The sequence below is a fragment of the Candidatus Firestonebacteria bacterium RIFOXYD2_FULL_39_29 genome (assembly GCA_001778375.1).
GTDB lineage: Bacteria > Oederibacteriota > D2-FULL-39-29 > D2-FULL-39-29 > D2-FULL-39-29 > D2-FULL-39-29.
Genome location: MFGV01000005.1, coordinates 1 through 15,657, shown reverse-complemented (window position 1 = coordinate 15,657; position 15,657 = coordinate 1). Strand labels below are relative to the sequence as shown.

The window sequence follows — 15,657 nt, the reverse complement described above, 5'->3', positions numbered from 1 at the left end:
CTCCGGAAAATATTAAATCTCATTTTAAAAATCCTGAAAAATCCAAACTCGCTCCGCCTTTATATATGGAACCGGTCATTTTATTGCCAGTACATTTTCCGCGTTCATTTTTGAAAGTTCTAAATTCACGGTTATTCCCTATTTTAACAAACGTATTATTGATCCATTGACTGTTCATCCCATCGCCGCGGTGTGTGCCAAAGGTGACGCAGCAATAGTTAGAAATAATTGTATTACCTTCATAAACAATGTTTGGAGAAGTACTGCAGTGTGCAAGTCCTTTTGTTTTTGCATTGCCATAAACCATAGAAACAAAGGTATTGTTCTTAAAAAGAACGCTGTCTTCTCCTTTCATATCAGCCAGCCAGAACAACCAGCTGCCTGAGTCAACAAAATCCCGTCCGGTATCTTCCATCGCCCGCACAACCATTACATTGTCAGACAATTCCATTCCGGAATAATTCCTGGAGTAATTCGTCCTAAATCCAACCCCTCCCAATGTACCATACTCATAACTAACGCACATATCAGTCATGGAATCAATTTTATTTGAAAAATATTTTACCCCGGGTGAACCCCATATGCCGTGGGGATGTTCCCCTCTTGCTATGATCCTGTTATGATGTACCTTGGCTTCAGCCCCTACAACGGCTATCGCCGCAGAATTGGTTGAATGTCCCACAAGTTCCACAGTGTTTTCAAAATATTCTGAATTAGGACCGCCGCCGCTAATACTCTGATTTCTTGCAGCAACCACCATATTATGATGAAACTTGCTGTCAGCCCCTCCACCGTCAGCCATATCAATTGTTCTATTCTGCTGATGCCTGTTCGCATATGCATGCCCGCGATCCCACAATAAATTATGATGGATATCAAAGCTGTTACTGCCTTTCCGCAAATACAAAACACCCGTTAAAAAACTCTTCACTTCAACTCGAAGATACGCAAGTTCATAATTTTTACATCCGACCAAACTTACTCCATGAGAATATGCTGCGTCATGAGGGCCTTCTCTGATTATACCGTTAAAAATCTTAAAATTGGAAACACCTGTTCCATATATACCCTGTCCCGGAACTCCCGAAGGTTGAGCAGCTCCGTACACGATAGTATGCCCATCCATTTCTAAAGTGACTCCGGAAGAGGACACAGACACTCCAAATCCACTATTGCAGGATGCATCATTTGTCAACAGATAGGTCCCTTTTTCATTAAGATTATAAGGCGGATTTCCGGTCAATATCTTCATACCTTTATCAGTTACAGTGCTGATTGTTTTATCTTCACTTAACACTTTCTTCCCGTCAACACCTATGCTTACCATACGGTAGTGATATTTGGCACCTTTTTTCAATCCTTTAATATGGTGCAAATGAGCAAAATTAGGTTTTTCAAATGGCTGTGTCTTTATCCCGTATTTAAAATCTTCCCCATACTCAACATATCCCCATGCCCTTCCATCCGTCTGCCAATATACGCTGGCAGAGGTAACCCCAAAATGAGCACTATTTTCCGTAATGGAGGTCAAAGGAGCATGCAGCCAGTCCCACTCAGCTTCTTGTTTTGCTTTATCGGAATATTTTTCACTTAACCACTTTATCACTGCTTCCGGATCGGCAAATCCTTCTTTTAAAACAATATTTGCAATTTTATCACCGGGTTTCACATCAATTTCAAAATTATCATAACCTTCCTTGCTCACTCTTATTTTGTGCGACAGAACAGGTATTTTGGCTTTTGGGGTGTAAACGGTATTCACTACCGGTATCCCGGCTGTTCCTGCTACCGTAGAATAACTCACAGATTCTAACTTTGATTTATCTAATACTAACTCAACTTTAGCATCAATAACAGGCTTTCCTTTTTCATCTTTTATCGCGGCTAAAGACATGCTTCCGATCAATATTTCCCTTTCTCCCTTTTTACCGTCAAAAAGAATATCGTCTGCTGCCGCGCCTCCCTCATATTTATTATTTAAAAACATGGCATTACTGTCAATTGTATCCCAACCGCACCTGATTATCTTATATCCGTCATTTTTTTCCTCTTTAATGAAGGTGTTATTTATAAATACAGCATTTCTTCCACCATCCTGTTCACCCTTCCATTGAGTCGAATGTTTTAAATCTGACACAATTACACCGCACCAGTTGCTTATAAACTTATTATTCTTAAACTCCAATGTATCAGATTGACATCCGCCGGTAACAACTACACAGGCTGCTCTTCCGTTTTTTTTGCTTATTGCTTTGATTGTATTATCATGAATATTTGTGAAAGCATCAAACATCATATTAACAACCCTTATCCCGTTTGCCTCTATATCGCTGGAAACACTCACAGAAACATAACTGCCTTTTTCATTAGACCAGAATGAAGCAGACCGGCCCTTGCCGTACCTGCCTGAATACACCTCAATATAGTTGTTATATATCTCCGTCCCGTAATTACCTCCGGAAAGAGCAATGGCCATATAAACATCAGGAGCAGGAACTCCGGCTCCTTCTTCAGTTTCAAATCCCCTGGTAGGTCTTACTTCAATGTGATTATTGTATATCTTTGAATATCTGCCTCCGGCCCCTCCCGCTCTTACACCTATCAATGCGGCACCTTCACAAATCATATAATTATCACGGAATACCGCATTGCGATATTCAAGAACAACACCTTCCGATTGGTTTCCCCAGGAATCAAGATAAAAATCATTTTCGTAGATTTCCCCGCCGCTGTTATCCGACATCCCTCCCTGATCACTTACATGCAGCAACCTGTGAGTTGCCGTGAAAAGATTATGATCAATTTTTGCAGCAGGTTGTCCGAACGAAACACACTGTCTGGGATTCCACGGCCCGCCTTCTTTTATCCAATCATTACAGCTGTCAATAAAATAATTATGATGCAGACGTACCGCACCTACTCCATATGCACCTTCCAAACACTGTGTATCACCCAAAGTTTCAATAGTTATCCCTGCCACTTCAATGTTATCTGATCCTCCTACTTCTATTCCTGCACAATTTGTATTTTTTACACCTTGCTTAATAACACCGTTATATATTTTTAAATTTTTGGCATAATTTATAAACACTCCAAAGACCTGACCTGCCGGTCTGTCCCACTTAATAGCTTTTGCAGCCGTTGAATATTTTACCGTGTGTCCGTCCAAATCCAGAGTAATCCCGTTGGCGGTTCTAATCTCAAACGCTGTACCTTCTGCAGTTATGTCTTCTGTTAAAACATACACGGTATCCGGTTGACTTAACACATATGGAGGTCCCTTTAAATCGCCGGGAAGATATACGGCATTTGCTATTACATTTGTTTTTATTCTTCTATCTTCCCCTTTTATTTCTTTTTTATCCTCACCTATTGTTACATATCTAAAGTGAAACTCTTCGCCCTTCTTTAATCCCGGAAGACGGTGGAAATGCCCCTTTCTAAGTTTGCTGTCTTTTTCAGATTTTTTATCGTAAATAGCTGTTTGACCGTACTCAATATAACTTTGGCAGGGTATATCCGTTTTCCAGTAGATACTTGCCGAGGTCTCGGAGACATAGATCCATTCTTTACCGTCTTTTGATTCCATGGGCGGGTTGATTGAAGCCTTAGGCGCTTCTTTTTTGGGTTCAGTCAGTTTTTTATTTTCCCTGGGGGCTCTTTTTCTTTTCTTTTGTTTAGACACACTGCTTTTTTCAACTGTTGTCTCTTTTTGCACATTCTCATCTAATCCATACAGATAACCGCTTGTCATAATACCAAAACATAATAAAACAGCTAATAAAATTAATCTTTTCCAACCCATATCACCACCTCCGATAAATAGAGACAGCTGCATTCAAGCAATGGCTTCAGCAAATACATCTTAGTCAATTATACTTTGTCTAATGACTATACTCAATACTTTATTGTTTCTGTATAAGACTATTCCTGTTTTTAACTGCACTTTTATTATCCGGATTTAGGAATACAGCCTGGTTAAAGTCAACTAAAGCCAGCTTGTAATCTTTCAGATTATAGTATGCTATTCCGCGGTTATTATAATATTCCGACCTGCCCTTCTCTTTTTGAATTGCATTTGTATAATCAGCAACAGCTTTGTGATTTTTCCCCAGCTTTCTAAATAAATTTCCACGGTTAAAATAATATTCCGGCAAAACATCATTCTTAACGGCTTTTATTGCAGCATCAAAATCTTTCAGAGCGTTTAAGTTATCATTTAGCGTACTAAATAATACTCCTCTATTATTCAGATACTCAGGATTTCCGGGGCTTAATGCCAAGGCTTCGGTGTATTTTATTATCGCACCTTTATAATTGCCTTGAGCAAGAAAAGTCAGGCCATCCTCTACAATCTGAGCCTCTTCTCTATTAATTCCTTTTTTTCCCTTACCTTCTATTCTGTCACAAAGTTCATACAACTTTTTACAAATATCCTTTTTTTTTGAACTATTCTGCTTTATCTGTGCAATGTCTGTTCTTGCTTTTGCATACAATCCTAAACGGATATAAACATTCGCTCTTTGCTCATATGCCAGATCAAAACCCGGATCAAGTTCTATTACTTTTGAAAAGCCTGTGAGAGCTTTATCATAATCCCCTTTCTCAAAAGAAAGCACCGTCAGATTGTAAATCGCAATTTTTGAGTTAATATCATTCTTTATGGCATCCGTCCAGATTGTTTCGCCATTATACCAGGCAAAACACCTTAGAAATGTAAGAGAAATAAATATAATTAATATTACAGATATCACGGATAAAATAAGTTTTCTTTTAATACTCTTTGATTCAAATCTTACATAAAGCTTTTCCAGCCCGGTAATTGAAAGAAAAAATATACCTATAGCCGGGATATAGGTATACCTGTCCGCAGGAACTCCATTGCCAAGCGGTATCAATTGAAGTACCGGAGATATTGTTATCAGAAAGAACAAAGAGCAGAAATATATTATTTTATTTTTAAAACGATACACAATAACGCCTGTCAAAACAACCAGCATTATCAAAGGAATCATGCCAAATAATGTCGAAGGGTAGGAGTAGATATTGGACAGATTTAGAGGTATTATAATTTTATAAAGATAAAAACCAAGATTGTACACCGCATTTAAAATATTATCAGAAATATTTGACAACTTCTCGGCTTTGATAGCTCCATGAGTTTTCTGCATAAGAAAACCAAGAACACCAAATATCAGCGTAAGAACAAAAAAAGGAATTTTCTCAAGAATTACTTTCTTATCACACTTTCTGCTTTTAAAATAATCAAGCAGTATAAGTATAAAAGGCAGAGTAACGGCCATTGCCTTAGAAAAACAGGAAAGCGCAAAACCGGCAAATGTCAGATAGAGATATCTGATTTTATTAAATTTCTGATACTGCACATAAAATATCAATGACAGCAGAAAAAACAACGAATAAAGAAGATCTTTTCTTTCCGCGACCCAGGCAACCGACTCCACATGCAAAGGATGAATACCAAAAAGCAAAGCAGTAAAAAAAGCAATTCTGTTATTTGCGCAGAGCAGGAAGATAAGATAAAATACCAAGATACAATTAAGCAGATGCAAAAGAAGGTTATCAAGATGATAATAAAAAGGATTCAACTTGAAATATTCATACTCAAAATTATACGATAATATCGTTAAAGGCAGATAATTTTCGCTATAGCTTGTAGTGAATATTCTAACGGTATTTTGAAAACTAAGTTCACGAATAACCCCGTTATTAACGACATAGAAATCATCATCCCAATTAGTAAACTTATTTCCCAGAGACGGCAAAAAAGCAAGAAAAGTTATTAAAAGAAGCACCCCTAGTAAGAGTTTTTTATTTTTCATTATTCTCTTTTAGCGCAAATATTTAAGCTGTCTGACATCCGGCATATGCCCCGTCCGCCAACCCTTTGCAGCAAAGAACTGACGCCCTTCTTTTGTAGCGCGATATTTATGGAGCTCGCTATCTTATCCGGCCACAGCCGTCCGCCTCAGGCGGAGAACTGATGACCGTCTCATTTAATGCGATATTTATGGAGCTGGCTATCAGAATCGAACTGATGACCTTCTCATTACAAGTGAGATGCTCTACCGACTGAGCTAAGCCAGCTTTTCCTTATTTTATATATCTTATCTTATGTTTTTTCAACACGAATATTTTCGGTTTTCTCTAAATGTGCCAAATCCGTGCCAACTTGCTTCTTGTAAAGCCCTTCAATTGCTCTTTCTTTGTAGTTTTCCGACAAATGGCTATACCGTTCTGTCATCTTTAAACATCTATGACCAAGAGCCTCTTTTACTGCCATTATGTTGCCTGTTTTCATCATCAAATGCGAAGCAAAAGTGTGCCTGAGAGTATGAAAGTTTGCTCCATCGCCTATCTTTGCGTTCTTTAAAGCCGTATTATAAGACCGTTTAACATCAACAAAGGGCTTCCCGTTCTTGTTTCTGAAGACAAAGTCATCAAAATAGAGCTTCTCACCTTTAGTCCTAAATGGAGATATTTCAGACAAGGCCTTTTCTACATCAGAATTCATTCTCTTTATTTGCTTTTCTCCGTTCTTAGTTATACCAGTATAAATTATTTTGTGTGTTAAATCAATATTTTTCCATTTTAAATTAAGGATTTCGCTCTTTCTCATACCGGTATTCAAAGCAATAATTACAATTGATTTAAGGTGCTTTGCTTTTGGATCCGCCTCTTCACAAGCCTTTAACAAGGCCTCAACCTCTTCCATCTCAAAGAACCTGGTACGACCATCACTTACTTTATATAGCTTAACCCGTTTTACCGGGTTACACTCAGTATAGCCCCATTCAATATTTTTATTAAAGAAGTGCTTTAAACAGGCCAAGTCCTTGTTAACTGTAGCCGGTTTCTTCTTAACACTTCTAAAAGCTTTAAAGTCCTCAATAATTTTTGTTGTTATCCCGGAAAGCAACAATTCCTTTACATTCTTACTATTTGTTGCAGGGGAACTAAACTCTCCAAACAATCTTAGCGTATGTTCATCCCCTTCAAATGTTTTCTTGTCTTTTTTGACAAAATCAATATACTCTTTTTGAGCTTCAATAAACGACCTATTCTTAACCTCGTTTTTCTCAAAATAGCCTTTTTCAATAATTTCAATCTTAATCTTAGCTAAAACATCCTCAGCTTGCCTTTTATTCGTTCCAATTATTTTCCTTATGCGTTCATTCGTTGCCGGATTCAAATAGTCTATTCCCCACTTCTTAGCTCCGCTTTTACTATCTATCCTGGAATATATTCTCATTTTATCCTCCAGACCTATTTACTGTGTTTTCTTTAAGTTAAGGATCGTAATCGTACATGTAATAACCACATGGGCCAAAATATCTGCAACCAAAATCTTCAGGACTTTCATATACATCGGTAAAACTTTCTTTTAACCTTTTACAATTTCCTGTTTTTTTTCCGCCAATTCTTTCCCAATAGGAACAATTCTTACATATTTTCCTGTACGGATTATTTATATCAGTACTCTTTTCTATATGGTCTGCTTCCACCCACTTATACCAACAATATGCTAAAGCAAGTAACGCAAAGCAAAGCGATACTTCTGCTGATGTGTTTTCAAATCTTTCAAATATTTTTATTATTACAAGCCAAACGACTATCGCCGTTATCCCAAATGGCCAACCTTTTAATTTATATCTATCTCTATTTTTGCCCATTTTCGTCCCCTATTATTAGTCAAAATAACTTTTTTCACTTGCACTTGGAGTTCGAGTATATGGATAAAAATCAATACAACCAAAGTCTTCTGGACTTTCAGATACAGTAAGAAGTCTTTCTTTTATTCTTTCACACTTTCCGGTTTTAATACCAGCCCCTATCCTTTTCCATTTATTACAATTTTTACATACTTTTCTATATGGGTTATTTATATCAGTGCTATGCTTTATTTGGTCTGCCTTCATCCATTCATACCAGCAAATCGCTAAGACAATTAACGCAAAACCGAGTGTTCCCATTATTATGTCATAGATTCTACTTATTAAAACTATAACAATAAAAACTATTATTGCAAAAACTATAAATGGCCAAAGTTTCAATTCGTAATTATCTCTATTTTTTCCCATATTACCCTCTTAGACCAAGTCTTTCGGATTACATTGAAGTATCTTAGCTATTTTGTATAATGTATCTATTGTAACGTTTCTCTTCCCATTTAAAACTAAAGATATAAAGCCCTTGCTGACTTTCAATTTTTTTGCAAAATCAGAATGGCTTAATTTTTTTTCTTTCAATATTTGACTTACCCTGTCACCAAGTATACTCATATAAATAGTTTACCATATGTAAACACACTATTCAACACTTATTTTCATATCTTTTATAGTATTTAACTCTATCATCCTATCCAGCTTATTCTTGTCAAATTTCACGTTCCGCCCTAACTTTACATATTCAATCCGCTTTTGAGAAATGAGATTATACAGGGTTCCGATTGCTAAACCTAAGTACTCTGCTGTTTCTTTTATGTTGTATAACCTCTTTTCAACCATTTTATACTTTTAAACCCCTTCGTTCAGCTTTAACCATATCAGAACTACTATTTGATATAATTAACTCACAGGAAGCCAAATTTACCCCTGTTTCATACACGCCACAGCCACTTTTTTAGACCAGGCGACTCTTCTCTTGTTGTCTTTAACAGGATTCGAGATTTGAAAGAGATGCTGAAATAATCCCTTCATTCCATCCTCAACAAAGTAATCGTCTTTATCAACCAATTTATGGAACCACTTTTGTATTGTCTTTTTCTGAAATTTTTGGCTATCTATAGCCTCACAAAAACAAAGATAAGAACTCCAGTAAGGCTTCTTACTGGAAACTTCTATAAACCTTCTCTCAGCTGATTTCATATTTTTTCCTTTACTTCCTCTTGTTTTTTCTCTTGTTTCGGCTTATAAACTCCATACGCAGCTAACAACCAGTTTGTTAAAAATCTTCTTTGATTCTTCTTCTGTCTTTTAGGATTTGACTTCTGCCAAAAATATGCTTTCTTAAATTCCAAGTGATATTCTTTTGTCGGGAAAGTTATATCGCATAAATGCACAAATTCCGGTAAGTCTTTAATTGTTTTAAATAGTTCGTTACCTTTTAAATATTCTATTGCAATGCTTTCTTCTCTTGTCATTTATTCCTCCACCAATTTATACCATTGCACCTTGTCCACTGTAACAACTTCAATTCTTTCACTCTGTTTTAATGTTTCAATAATATCCGTTAATTGTTTTGCCGATACATTGCCAGAACGCAATAAATCACTTCTGCTTATTCCGGATTTCCCATATTTTTTTATAATATTTAAAACCGCTTTAACATGACTATCCTCTTTGTTTTTTGCCATTCCACCCCAAACAATGCTCATACTGCCCATACATCTTTTTACAAAATTACAGGCTTTGTCCATTGCTTCGCCAGTTATTACATTTTTATCGAAATTTAAAATGCTCTGAATTATCATTGATATTTTTAAGGCGTAGATATCCTGGCGGGCAAAAAGTTCTTTTATCTGCCAAACTTCTTTTCCTTCGCTATATTCAAATATAAACCTTCTGTGTTGCTTATATCTCTCTTTTGCTTCCGGAGATAGCTTATATTCTGTTCCGGCTGTTTGCTCTATATGTTTTTTTAATTCTATTAAGACAGGCCTTTTTTGTGTAATATCGTATTTATTAGGTATATCAATTTCAAATGGTTTGTCTTTTGGTGTTGCCGGTACAAATAAACACCTTGTAAGAAAACCGCCCTTTAAGTTGTTTTCGGACATTTTAAGCCATTGCGGAGTAGAAGCCGCTAATATTGATAGACAAGGATCTACAATTTCAATTTTTGTTTGTCGAGTTGCCCGATTATATGACGGAGGACAATCAAATAACTCAGTAAGCATTGATCTTGTTCCGGCATTATATTCCTTCTCCATGTTTTCTAAGAAAGTTGCAAACTCATAAAAACAAAATACCCCTGACGAGGTTTCCTGTATTACCTCTAAAATCTTTTCCCCGCTAAATTCATTAGGATATACACTATGAGGTTTTAATTCCTGTAAAATATGTATTCCTATTGATAAAGCTGTTGATTTTCTCATAACTGAACTTTCACCAAGTATTACTATCCAAGTATTAGGGTATAAATGGTTATGTCCGAAAGGTAGCCAACGTTTGCGACCCATCAGGGTGCCTATAATTGAATATAAAGTCGCTTCCTGATAAATTTCCGGCCCATCTGTAATAGCCTTCTGTAAATCGCCCTGCGGATATTCTAAAGTCGGAGAGTAAATATAATTAAAGTAATCAGATAATAAGTTAGACATTTTTTACCTCACTTATCAGGTACAGTTGGTAGTTGGTACTATACCCCCTACCCCCTAGATTCAAAAAGTGAAAGTATTGATTTATAAGGATTTTATTTTTGGGGTATATAAGAGTACCAATATACCTATTTTTAAGAATAGACATTATAATTGCCTCCTTTTCCCAAGTTGGTACTTTTTTGTAGTTGGTACCTACTCAACCAACTGGCCTTTAAATTGGTACCAACTTGGTACTTTTTTTTAATCATTTTAAATACTTACCCTCTTTTTTGTTGTATTTGGCAATAAAAACCAATAAACTTTATAAATTCGCTCCGCAAGGTGATAATCGTAAAAAGACGAATTATTTGCACGTTTTTTTTCTCCTACAATACTATTAGCTTCATCTGCGGTTTTAATATAAATACAGCCGCAATTTTGACCCTTTACAAGTAAAATTATTTCTTTCGTTTTTCTGTAATCCATTTTCGCCCCTCATTTTAATTTTTATACAAAATACTTTTTAAATCTTTTATACAATGCACATACTTTTTAACTGAAATTGAGCCAGTCCCGGTATAAAAAGTATCTGCTAATTTAGCAATGTCATTTTGTTTATTACAAACGAAAACGAAGCTCTTTTTCTTAGGATTATCAATTACGGATTGAACGACGGACAATTCACATTCTTTAGAAAGCAAGAAGCAGGCGAGGTAAAAATCAGAGGTTGCATACATTTCTTTTTTCATATATAAACTCCTATTCAATAATTTAATCTAATAGGAGTTTAATGCACTTTAATCATTACTTCAATTTCCTAAAACAGAGGATAGAGATAATGATTTTAAGTATACTGAATAATTCAAAATGTTGCAGATAATTAAGTAGTGCAGGTAATACTTCTTATTTACTATATAGTTTTCTAATTCTTCTTGTTTCTCTCATTTCGCCCAAGTAATAATTTTTTCTTACACTCCGATGTTTTCTATAATCTTTTTGACTCCGAGCTTTTTTCCCACAATCACGCCTATCCGTTAATAAGGAGCAATACTTTTTTTGCGGACTAGAAACAATAAAAAACATTTTACAAAATATACATTGTTTTGCATATTTCGGATCCACATATTCTTCAGCAAAATCATAATAATGTTTAACCATAAAATCATTTATAGGCGTTTTATTCTTCAATAGTTTTTTAATGAAAGAATTTAATCTTTTTATAAATCTTACATTGTTGAAGTCTTTAAATTTCTTAAGTAATAAAAGATTTTCTCTTAATTTATACAATGCTTCTTTACCAACTACCTCTTGATGAAGAACGCAGTTTATATCATTAGTTATCTCGCTCAAATATCCCGCACTATTATCATTCCTTGCAAAAAAAGAAGGGATGCCAATTAAACAGCTATGATATTTCTCATTAGTAGGATTTACAAAAGCTACACTTTTATCACCCTCAAGAATGCCAACACCCTCAAAATCCTTAAGAGTCGATCCACATAATCCATATTTTATCATTATGAGCTTAGGCGCTGTTTCTTTTTCATTAAAACATAATAATGCTTCCTCCAGTTCTTTTTTCCATTGGTTAAAATACATTTTGTTTGAGTCTCCGCAAATAGCAAGTTTATTAAAAAAGTCGCTGCAACTCCAAAAAGATTCACCCCTGTCAAACTCTCGTATTCTTTCTACATAAAATAAATAAATTTTATTAAATGCTCCTTCAAATGTTAATGGACTCTTACAAACAAGGCCCTGTTCTTCATCTACTTTTGCACAAAGAAGTGGATCTACCATAGTAGTTATAACTCTTAAAACTAAACGATAATTAGAATTTAATCTATAATCCATATTTTTCATTTTCATATATTTTAACCGCCTCACTATTTTATTCTTCTAAGCTTACTACAGCCCCATTTCCTTAATCTTTTCATCCAGGGCAAATTGAAACACTATAAATAATACTATGCCACCATAGTACATCGTGTAATATGGCTTTATTGTTACACCTATCAAAATTATAAGTATTGATATAAATAGTTTCATTTAGCCCTCTTTGGAAGCAGACAGCCACATATTTGATTACTTGGAAAGTCATCGGGAAATTCCTTGCCTTCAGTCGGGATCCATCCATCACACTCCATACACATTTCAGGATGAGTTGTCGCATATTCTGTATTTGCGCCGTCATCTTGCTCTGTTATTGCTAGCCTCATCATTATTGCCTCGATATTATTTACTTCTTTAAGTATTCCCTTTCCAACTTCATTGTCAACCTTACTCTCGGATCCATTGAGCTTTATTACAGACTGCCGGATGTTTTCAAGCCTTATCATCACTTCTCTACGGGTGAAGAGCATTAAATTCCTTTTGATTCTGAATAGCTTTCAGTTTTGAGATTAAAGGATGATTTATTCTCCCATCAATTATTAAAGTTATTGAAGCATCTTCACCTTTAGGTAATACTATTTCTCTCTCAATTTCTATCCCAGTCTTTATAGCATTCACGGCCCCAACCGCTGACTCAAAATCTAACCGCTCCAAAGCTTGACTTCCGGTCTCTATAAGTTCTTGAGCCTTTATAATATGCCTGACATTCATCTCTGCTATGTGGTCCGAAACCTTCTCGACAGTCTTCTCATCACCTTTTTCTTCAATTTTGCCCCTCAATTGCCCCCATTTTGCTCCCATTTTTCTAACTGTCCGATAGGCTATTCCCTTATACTCTGCAAAGTCTTTCAAGCTTTTATACTCACCTTTCAGATAATCACGTTTTAAGTTCGACCAGTTATGCGTCATCGTCAACTCCCGGAGATTTCTCCAATAGTTCAATAAGCCTCTTTCCCGGTATACTTCTGTAAATAACTCTACCCCCAGCATTCCTACTTAAATATGATACAAATACTTCTTCCCTTCCTGTCTCAGCATCCTTTATTAGCGCTATAGAATTTATCAAGCCCTTGCCAGGAGTGTATTCAGGAGAGTCCTCTCTTGCACAGGCATAGCCTAAATTACTATTAGATTCAATTCTCTTTTCTACCTTGTCAGTTAAATATTTATGTAATTCAGCCTTATCAAGTGAATATTGCTCAGTCTGGCCTAAAATCTTCTGAATTTGATACACCTGGAGTTTATTCGGGCTACTTCTTTTGTTAAACCAACGATTAACAGAAACAAGAGTGACCCCGAGCCTCTTTGCAAGCTCTTTCTGGGTCATCTTCTTTTCAAGACAATATTGTTGTAATTGCGCTATTATACTCATATATACTCTTTTATCATTATACATCAGGCTATTGAATTTGTCAATATACTATAAGATTAGATACATCATGATATATATGATTATTTCATGTTTTCAGGGTGAGGTATTTTGAAGCAGGCCATGATTATAAATCACAGAATCTATTTACCATAAGGTCTTGTATAGCTATTACTAACTAATATTTTTCCGGTCTTGAGTTCAATAATTTTCTCAGTACAGCCAAAGCCATCAGAATACCTGCAAATAGTTAAAAATATAATATGTGTAACACCTGTGACTTTGCCAATTTCAACTCGTGTTTTTTCGTCAATGGCCCCAGACAACGAAAGTTTCTGCTCTGCTAATATTTTATCGATCAAAGCACGATCCACCAATGAAAATTTATCATCTGCCTTAAATATTTGCAATAAATGAGATTCATATACAGCGGCAATATCATTTTTATCAGCTTCTGGATTATCTGCACAGGATCCTGAATTTGATGAGCTGACAACGGTGATAGCAATTTTATTTCCTAGTAATAATCTTTCAATTTCAGAATATAGACTTGATTCATAATAATTTTTACCAGGTCTGATATTTATGGAAGATACATTATTACCTTTTTTTATTTTTATTGTGCAAACCAATTCAATATCTAAACTATCCAATATTTTAACATATGAACTTTTGGATAACACTTTATTTGAATTTAATTGTAGTATAACATCTCCTGGCAATATCATATCTTTTAAAGTTGGCTCATAAACCAACGAAACAATAACTTCTCTACCTGCTTCAATAGTATTAAACCCCAAACGGTTACTGAAAACCATTCGTTCCTTTTCCCATTGAGGAATTCCAGCAAGGTCTATATTGTCTTTTATATGATAAACAGAATCACTTGAAGATTGCAAATTAGAATACTTATATGAGCAACCTGAATACAATACGACAAATCCTATAATCATAGAAAAGATATTTTTCATTTTTCACCTTCCCCTTTAATATTCATCTTCCATTTCCTTTTTGTCTAAATCTGTATAATTTTTGCCATAATCGTTCTTTATCCCATCTGCAAAACCATCCTCATAAGCATCTTCATAACCGCTTCTATAACCTTCTCGATTACCCTCCAAATAGCCAACCTTTTTAGAGAAATAACCTATTACAATAATAATAATAATCACAATGCTCGTGGAGATAAACTGCCATATTGTCAGCCCGGAATCGCGATACATACCAATTACTATGCTAATTACAAAATAGCCTATAACTACAAATCCAATAATACCATCACTCAAACGACCCCGAATATCCAATATTTTATCTTTGATTTTCATTTTCAATCTCACAATTTTCTTGTCTATTTAAAATATAGATCTTCTATTTCATCAGAATTTTTATACTTAGGTCTATACTCTTTATAATCGACATTATCATTATAATTTCTAATGGGTCCAAATATCCAGAATAAATATAATTCCGTCCACATAGCACATCCTTGTAAAGTATCTTCATTTAATATTTTTTTGCTTTTTATATCACTAAGACTCAGATTTACTCTAGTTTGACCGATTCTTTTAGATGTATGATAAAATATCCCAAAATGCTCATCATCCTGTATTGTCCCTAATACATCCACCCTAATATTTAAAATATAATCCGCTTTATCTAATGAGCATATATTTACATCATTATTTGTTAGATATTTCTCAATTATCGACTTAACATACTCACCTTGTTCCTTATCAACAATCCCGTTAAAGGTTAAAGCCACATTTCTACTTTTTAATGCTTTACTCACGTCTCCCATTTTTTTATCTGTCTTTATACTATTGCTAATCGCAATATGTTTTAGCTTTTGGTCAATAAAACCATAATCAGACACATGAGCACAGCCGGAAAAAAGCAACGCGAATCCTATTGAAATTACTAGCATTCTTCTCATATCACTCCTCCATTATTTTAAATGTTAACATTTAATTATTTTTTTAAATATTTTTCCACAAAGAAGGCTGATGAGTTATAATCAAAAGATGTGTATGAAGTAAAACAGCGACGTATCCTGTATAATAAGTTTTACGAGAACAAAATT

The 15,657-nt window shown here is 35.0% G+C and carries 19 protein-coding genes and 1 tRNA gene; all 20 read right to left on the bottom strand.

Translation table 11 applies throughout. The features are described from left to right. Positions 1-19: 19 nt before the first annotated feature. Complete coding sequence (locus A2536_07795; protein ID OGF48290.1) at positions 20-3,805, bottom strand: hypothetical protein; 3,786 nt, start codon at positions 3,803-3,805, stop codon at positions 20-22. Between the two features lie 100 nt (positions 3,806-3,905). Then, positions 3,906-5,840 (bottom strand): hypothetical protein, encoded by a 1,935-nt coding sequence (locus tag A2536_07790; GenBank protein OGF48289.1) that lies wholly within the window; start codon positions 5,838-5,840, stop codon positions 3,906-3,908. Between the two features lie 189 nt (positions 5,841-6,029). Continuing rightward, positions 6,030-6,105 (bottom strand) — tRNA-Thr (locus A2536_07785). Positions 6,106-6,130: 25 nt separating this feature from the next. Continuing rightward, the gene (locus A2536_07780; GenBank protein ID OGF48288.1) at positions 6,131-7,270 is read right to left on the bottom strand and encodes a hypothetical protein; all 1,140 of its coding nucleotides are present in this window, start codon (positions 7,268-7,270) and stop codon (positions 6,131-6,133) included. A gap of 37 nt (positions 7,271-7,307) precedes the next feature. Continuing rightward, positions 7,308-7,691: a hypothetical protein gene (locus tag A2536_07775; protein ID OGF48287.1), complete on the bottom strand. Its 384-nt coding sequence runs from the start codon at positions 7,689-7,691 to the stop codon at positions 7,308-7,310. A gap of 15 nt (positions 7,692-7,706) precedes the next feature. Next, positions 7,707-8,099, bottom strand: coding sequence for a hypothetical protein (locus A2536_07770; protein ID OGF48286.1), 393 nt, complete (start codon positions 8,097-8,099; stop codon positions 7,707-7,709). Between the two features lie 9 nt (positions 8,100-8,108). After that, positions 8,109-8,300, bottom strand: a complete 192-nt coding sequence (locus A2536_07765; GenBank protein OGF48285.1) for a hypothetical protein — start codon at positions 8,298-8,300, stop codon at positions 8,109-8,111. A gap of 27 nt (positions 8,301-8,327) precedes the next feature. Further along, entirely contained in the window at positions 8,328-8,525 is a 198-nt protein-coding gene (locus A2536_07760) for a hypothetical protein (GenBank protein ID OGF48284.1), read from the bottom strand. 81 nt (positions 8,526-8,606) lie between these two features. Beyond that, a complete protein-coding gene (locus A2536_07755) occupies positions 8,607-8,885 on the bottom strand; it encodes a hypothetical protein (protein ID OGF48283.1) in 279 nt (92 codons plus the stop codon). Beyond that, on the bottom strand, positions 8,882-9,160 hold the full coding sequence (locus tag A2536_07750) for a hypothetical protein (GenBank protein OGF48282.1): 279 nt from the start codon (positions 9,158-9,160) through the stop codon (positions 8,882-8,884). The genes A2536_07755 and A2536_07750 overlap by 4 nt, the downstream gene beginning before the upstream one ends. Next, positions 9,161-10,339, bottom strand: a complete 1,179-nt coding sequence (locus A2536_07745) for a hypothetical protein (GenBank protein ID OGF48281.1) — start codon at positions 10,337-10,339, stop codon at positions 9,161-9,163. 249 nt (positions 10,340-10,588) lie between these two features. Then, positions 10,589-10,804, bottom strand: a complete 216-nt coding sequence (locus tag A2536_07740; GenBank protein ID OGF48280.1) for a hypothetical protein — start codon at positions 10,802-10,804, stop codon at positions 10,589-10,591. Between the two features lie 14 nt (positions 10,805-10,818). Further along, positions 10,819-11,067, bottom strand: coding sequence for a hypothetical protein (locus A2536_07735; protein OGF48279.1), 249 nt, complete (start codon positions 11,065-11,067; stop codon positions 10,819-10,821). Positions 11,068-11,221: 154 nt separating this feature from the next. Beyond that, a complete protein-coding gene (locus tag A2536_07730; protein ID OGF48278.1) occupies positions 11,222-12,184 on the bottom strand; it encodes a hypothetical protein in 963 nt (320 codons plus the stop codon). 176 nt (positions 12,185-12,360) lie between these two features. After that, positions 12,361-12,678: a hypothetical protein gene (locus A2536_07725; protein OGF48277.1), complete on the bottom strand. Its 318-nt coding sequence runs from the start codon at positions 12,676-12,678 to the stop codon at positions 12,361-12,363. Further along, positions 12,662-13,117: a hypothetical protein gene (locus A2536_07720; GenBank protein OGF48276.1), complete on the bottom strand. Its 456-nt coding sequence runs from the start codon at positions 13,115-13,117 to the stop codon at positions 12,662-12,664. The genes A2536_07725 and A2536_07720 overlap by 17 nt, the downstream gene beginning before the upstream one ends. Then, a complete protein-coding gene (locus tag A2536_07715; GenBank protein OGF48275.1) occupies positions 13,107-13,580 on the bottom strand; it encodes a hypothetical protein in 474 nt (157 codons plus the stop codon). Before A2536_07715 ends, A2536_07720 begins: the two co-directional genes overlap by 11 nt. A gap of 140 nt (positions 13,581-13,720) precedes the next feature. After that, positions 13,721-14,548 (bottom strand): hypothetical protein, encoded by an 828-nt coding sequence (locus A2536_07710; protein OGF48274.1) that lies wholly within the window; start codon positions 14,546-14,548, stop codon positions 13,721-13,723. A 15-nt stretch (positions 14,549-14,563) separates the two neighbouring features. Beyond that, positions 14,564-14,902 carry a hypothetical protein gene (locus tag A2536_07705; protein ID OGF48273.1) on the bottom strand — a complete coding sequence of 113 codons (339 nt, stop codon included), beginning with the start codon at positions 14,900-14,902 and terminating at the stop codon, positions 14,564-14,566. 23 nt (positions 14,903-14,925) lie between these two features. Continuing rightward, the gene (locus tag A2536_07700) at positions 14,926-15,510 is read right to left on the bottom strand and encodes a hypothetical protein (protein ID OGF48272.1); all 585 of its coding nucleotides are present in this window, start codon (positions 15,508-15,510) and stop codon (positions 14,926-14,928) included. Positions 15,511-15,657 lie beyond the last annotated feature (147 nt).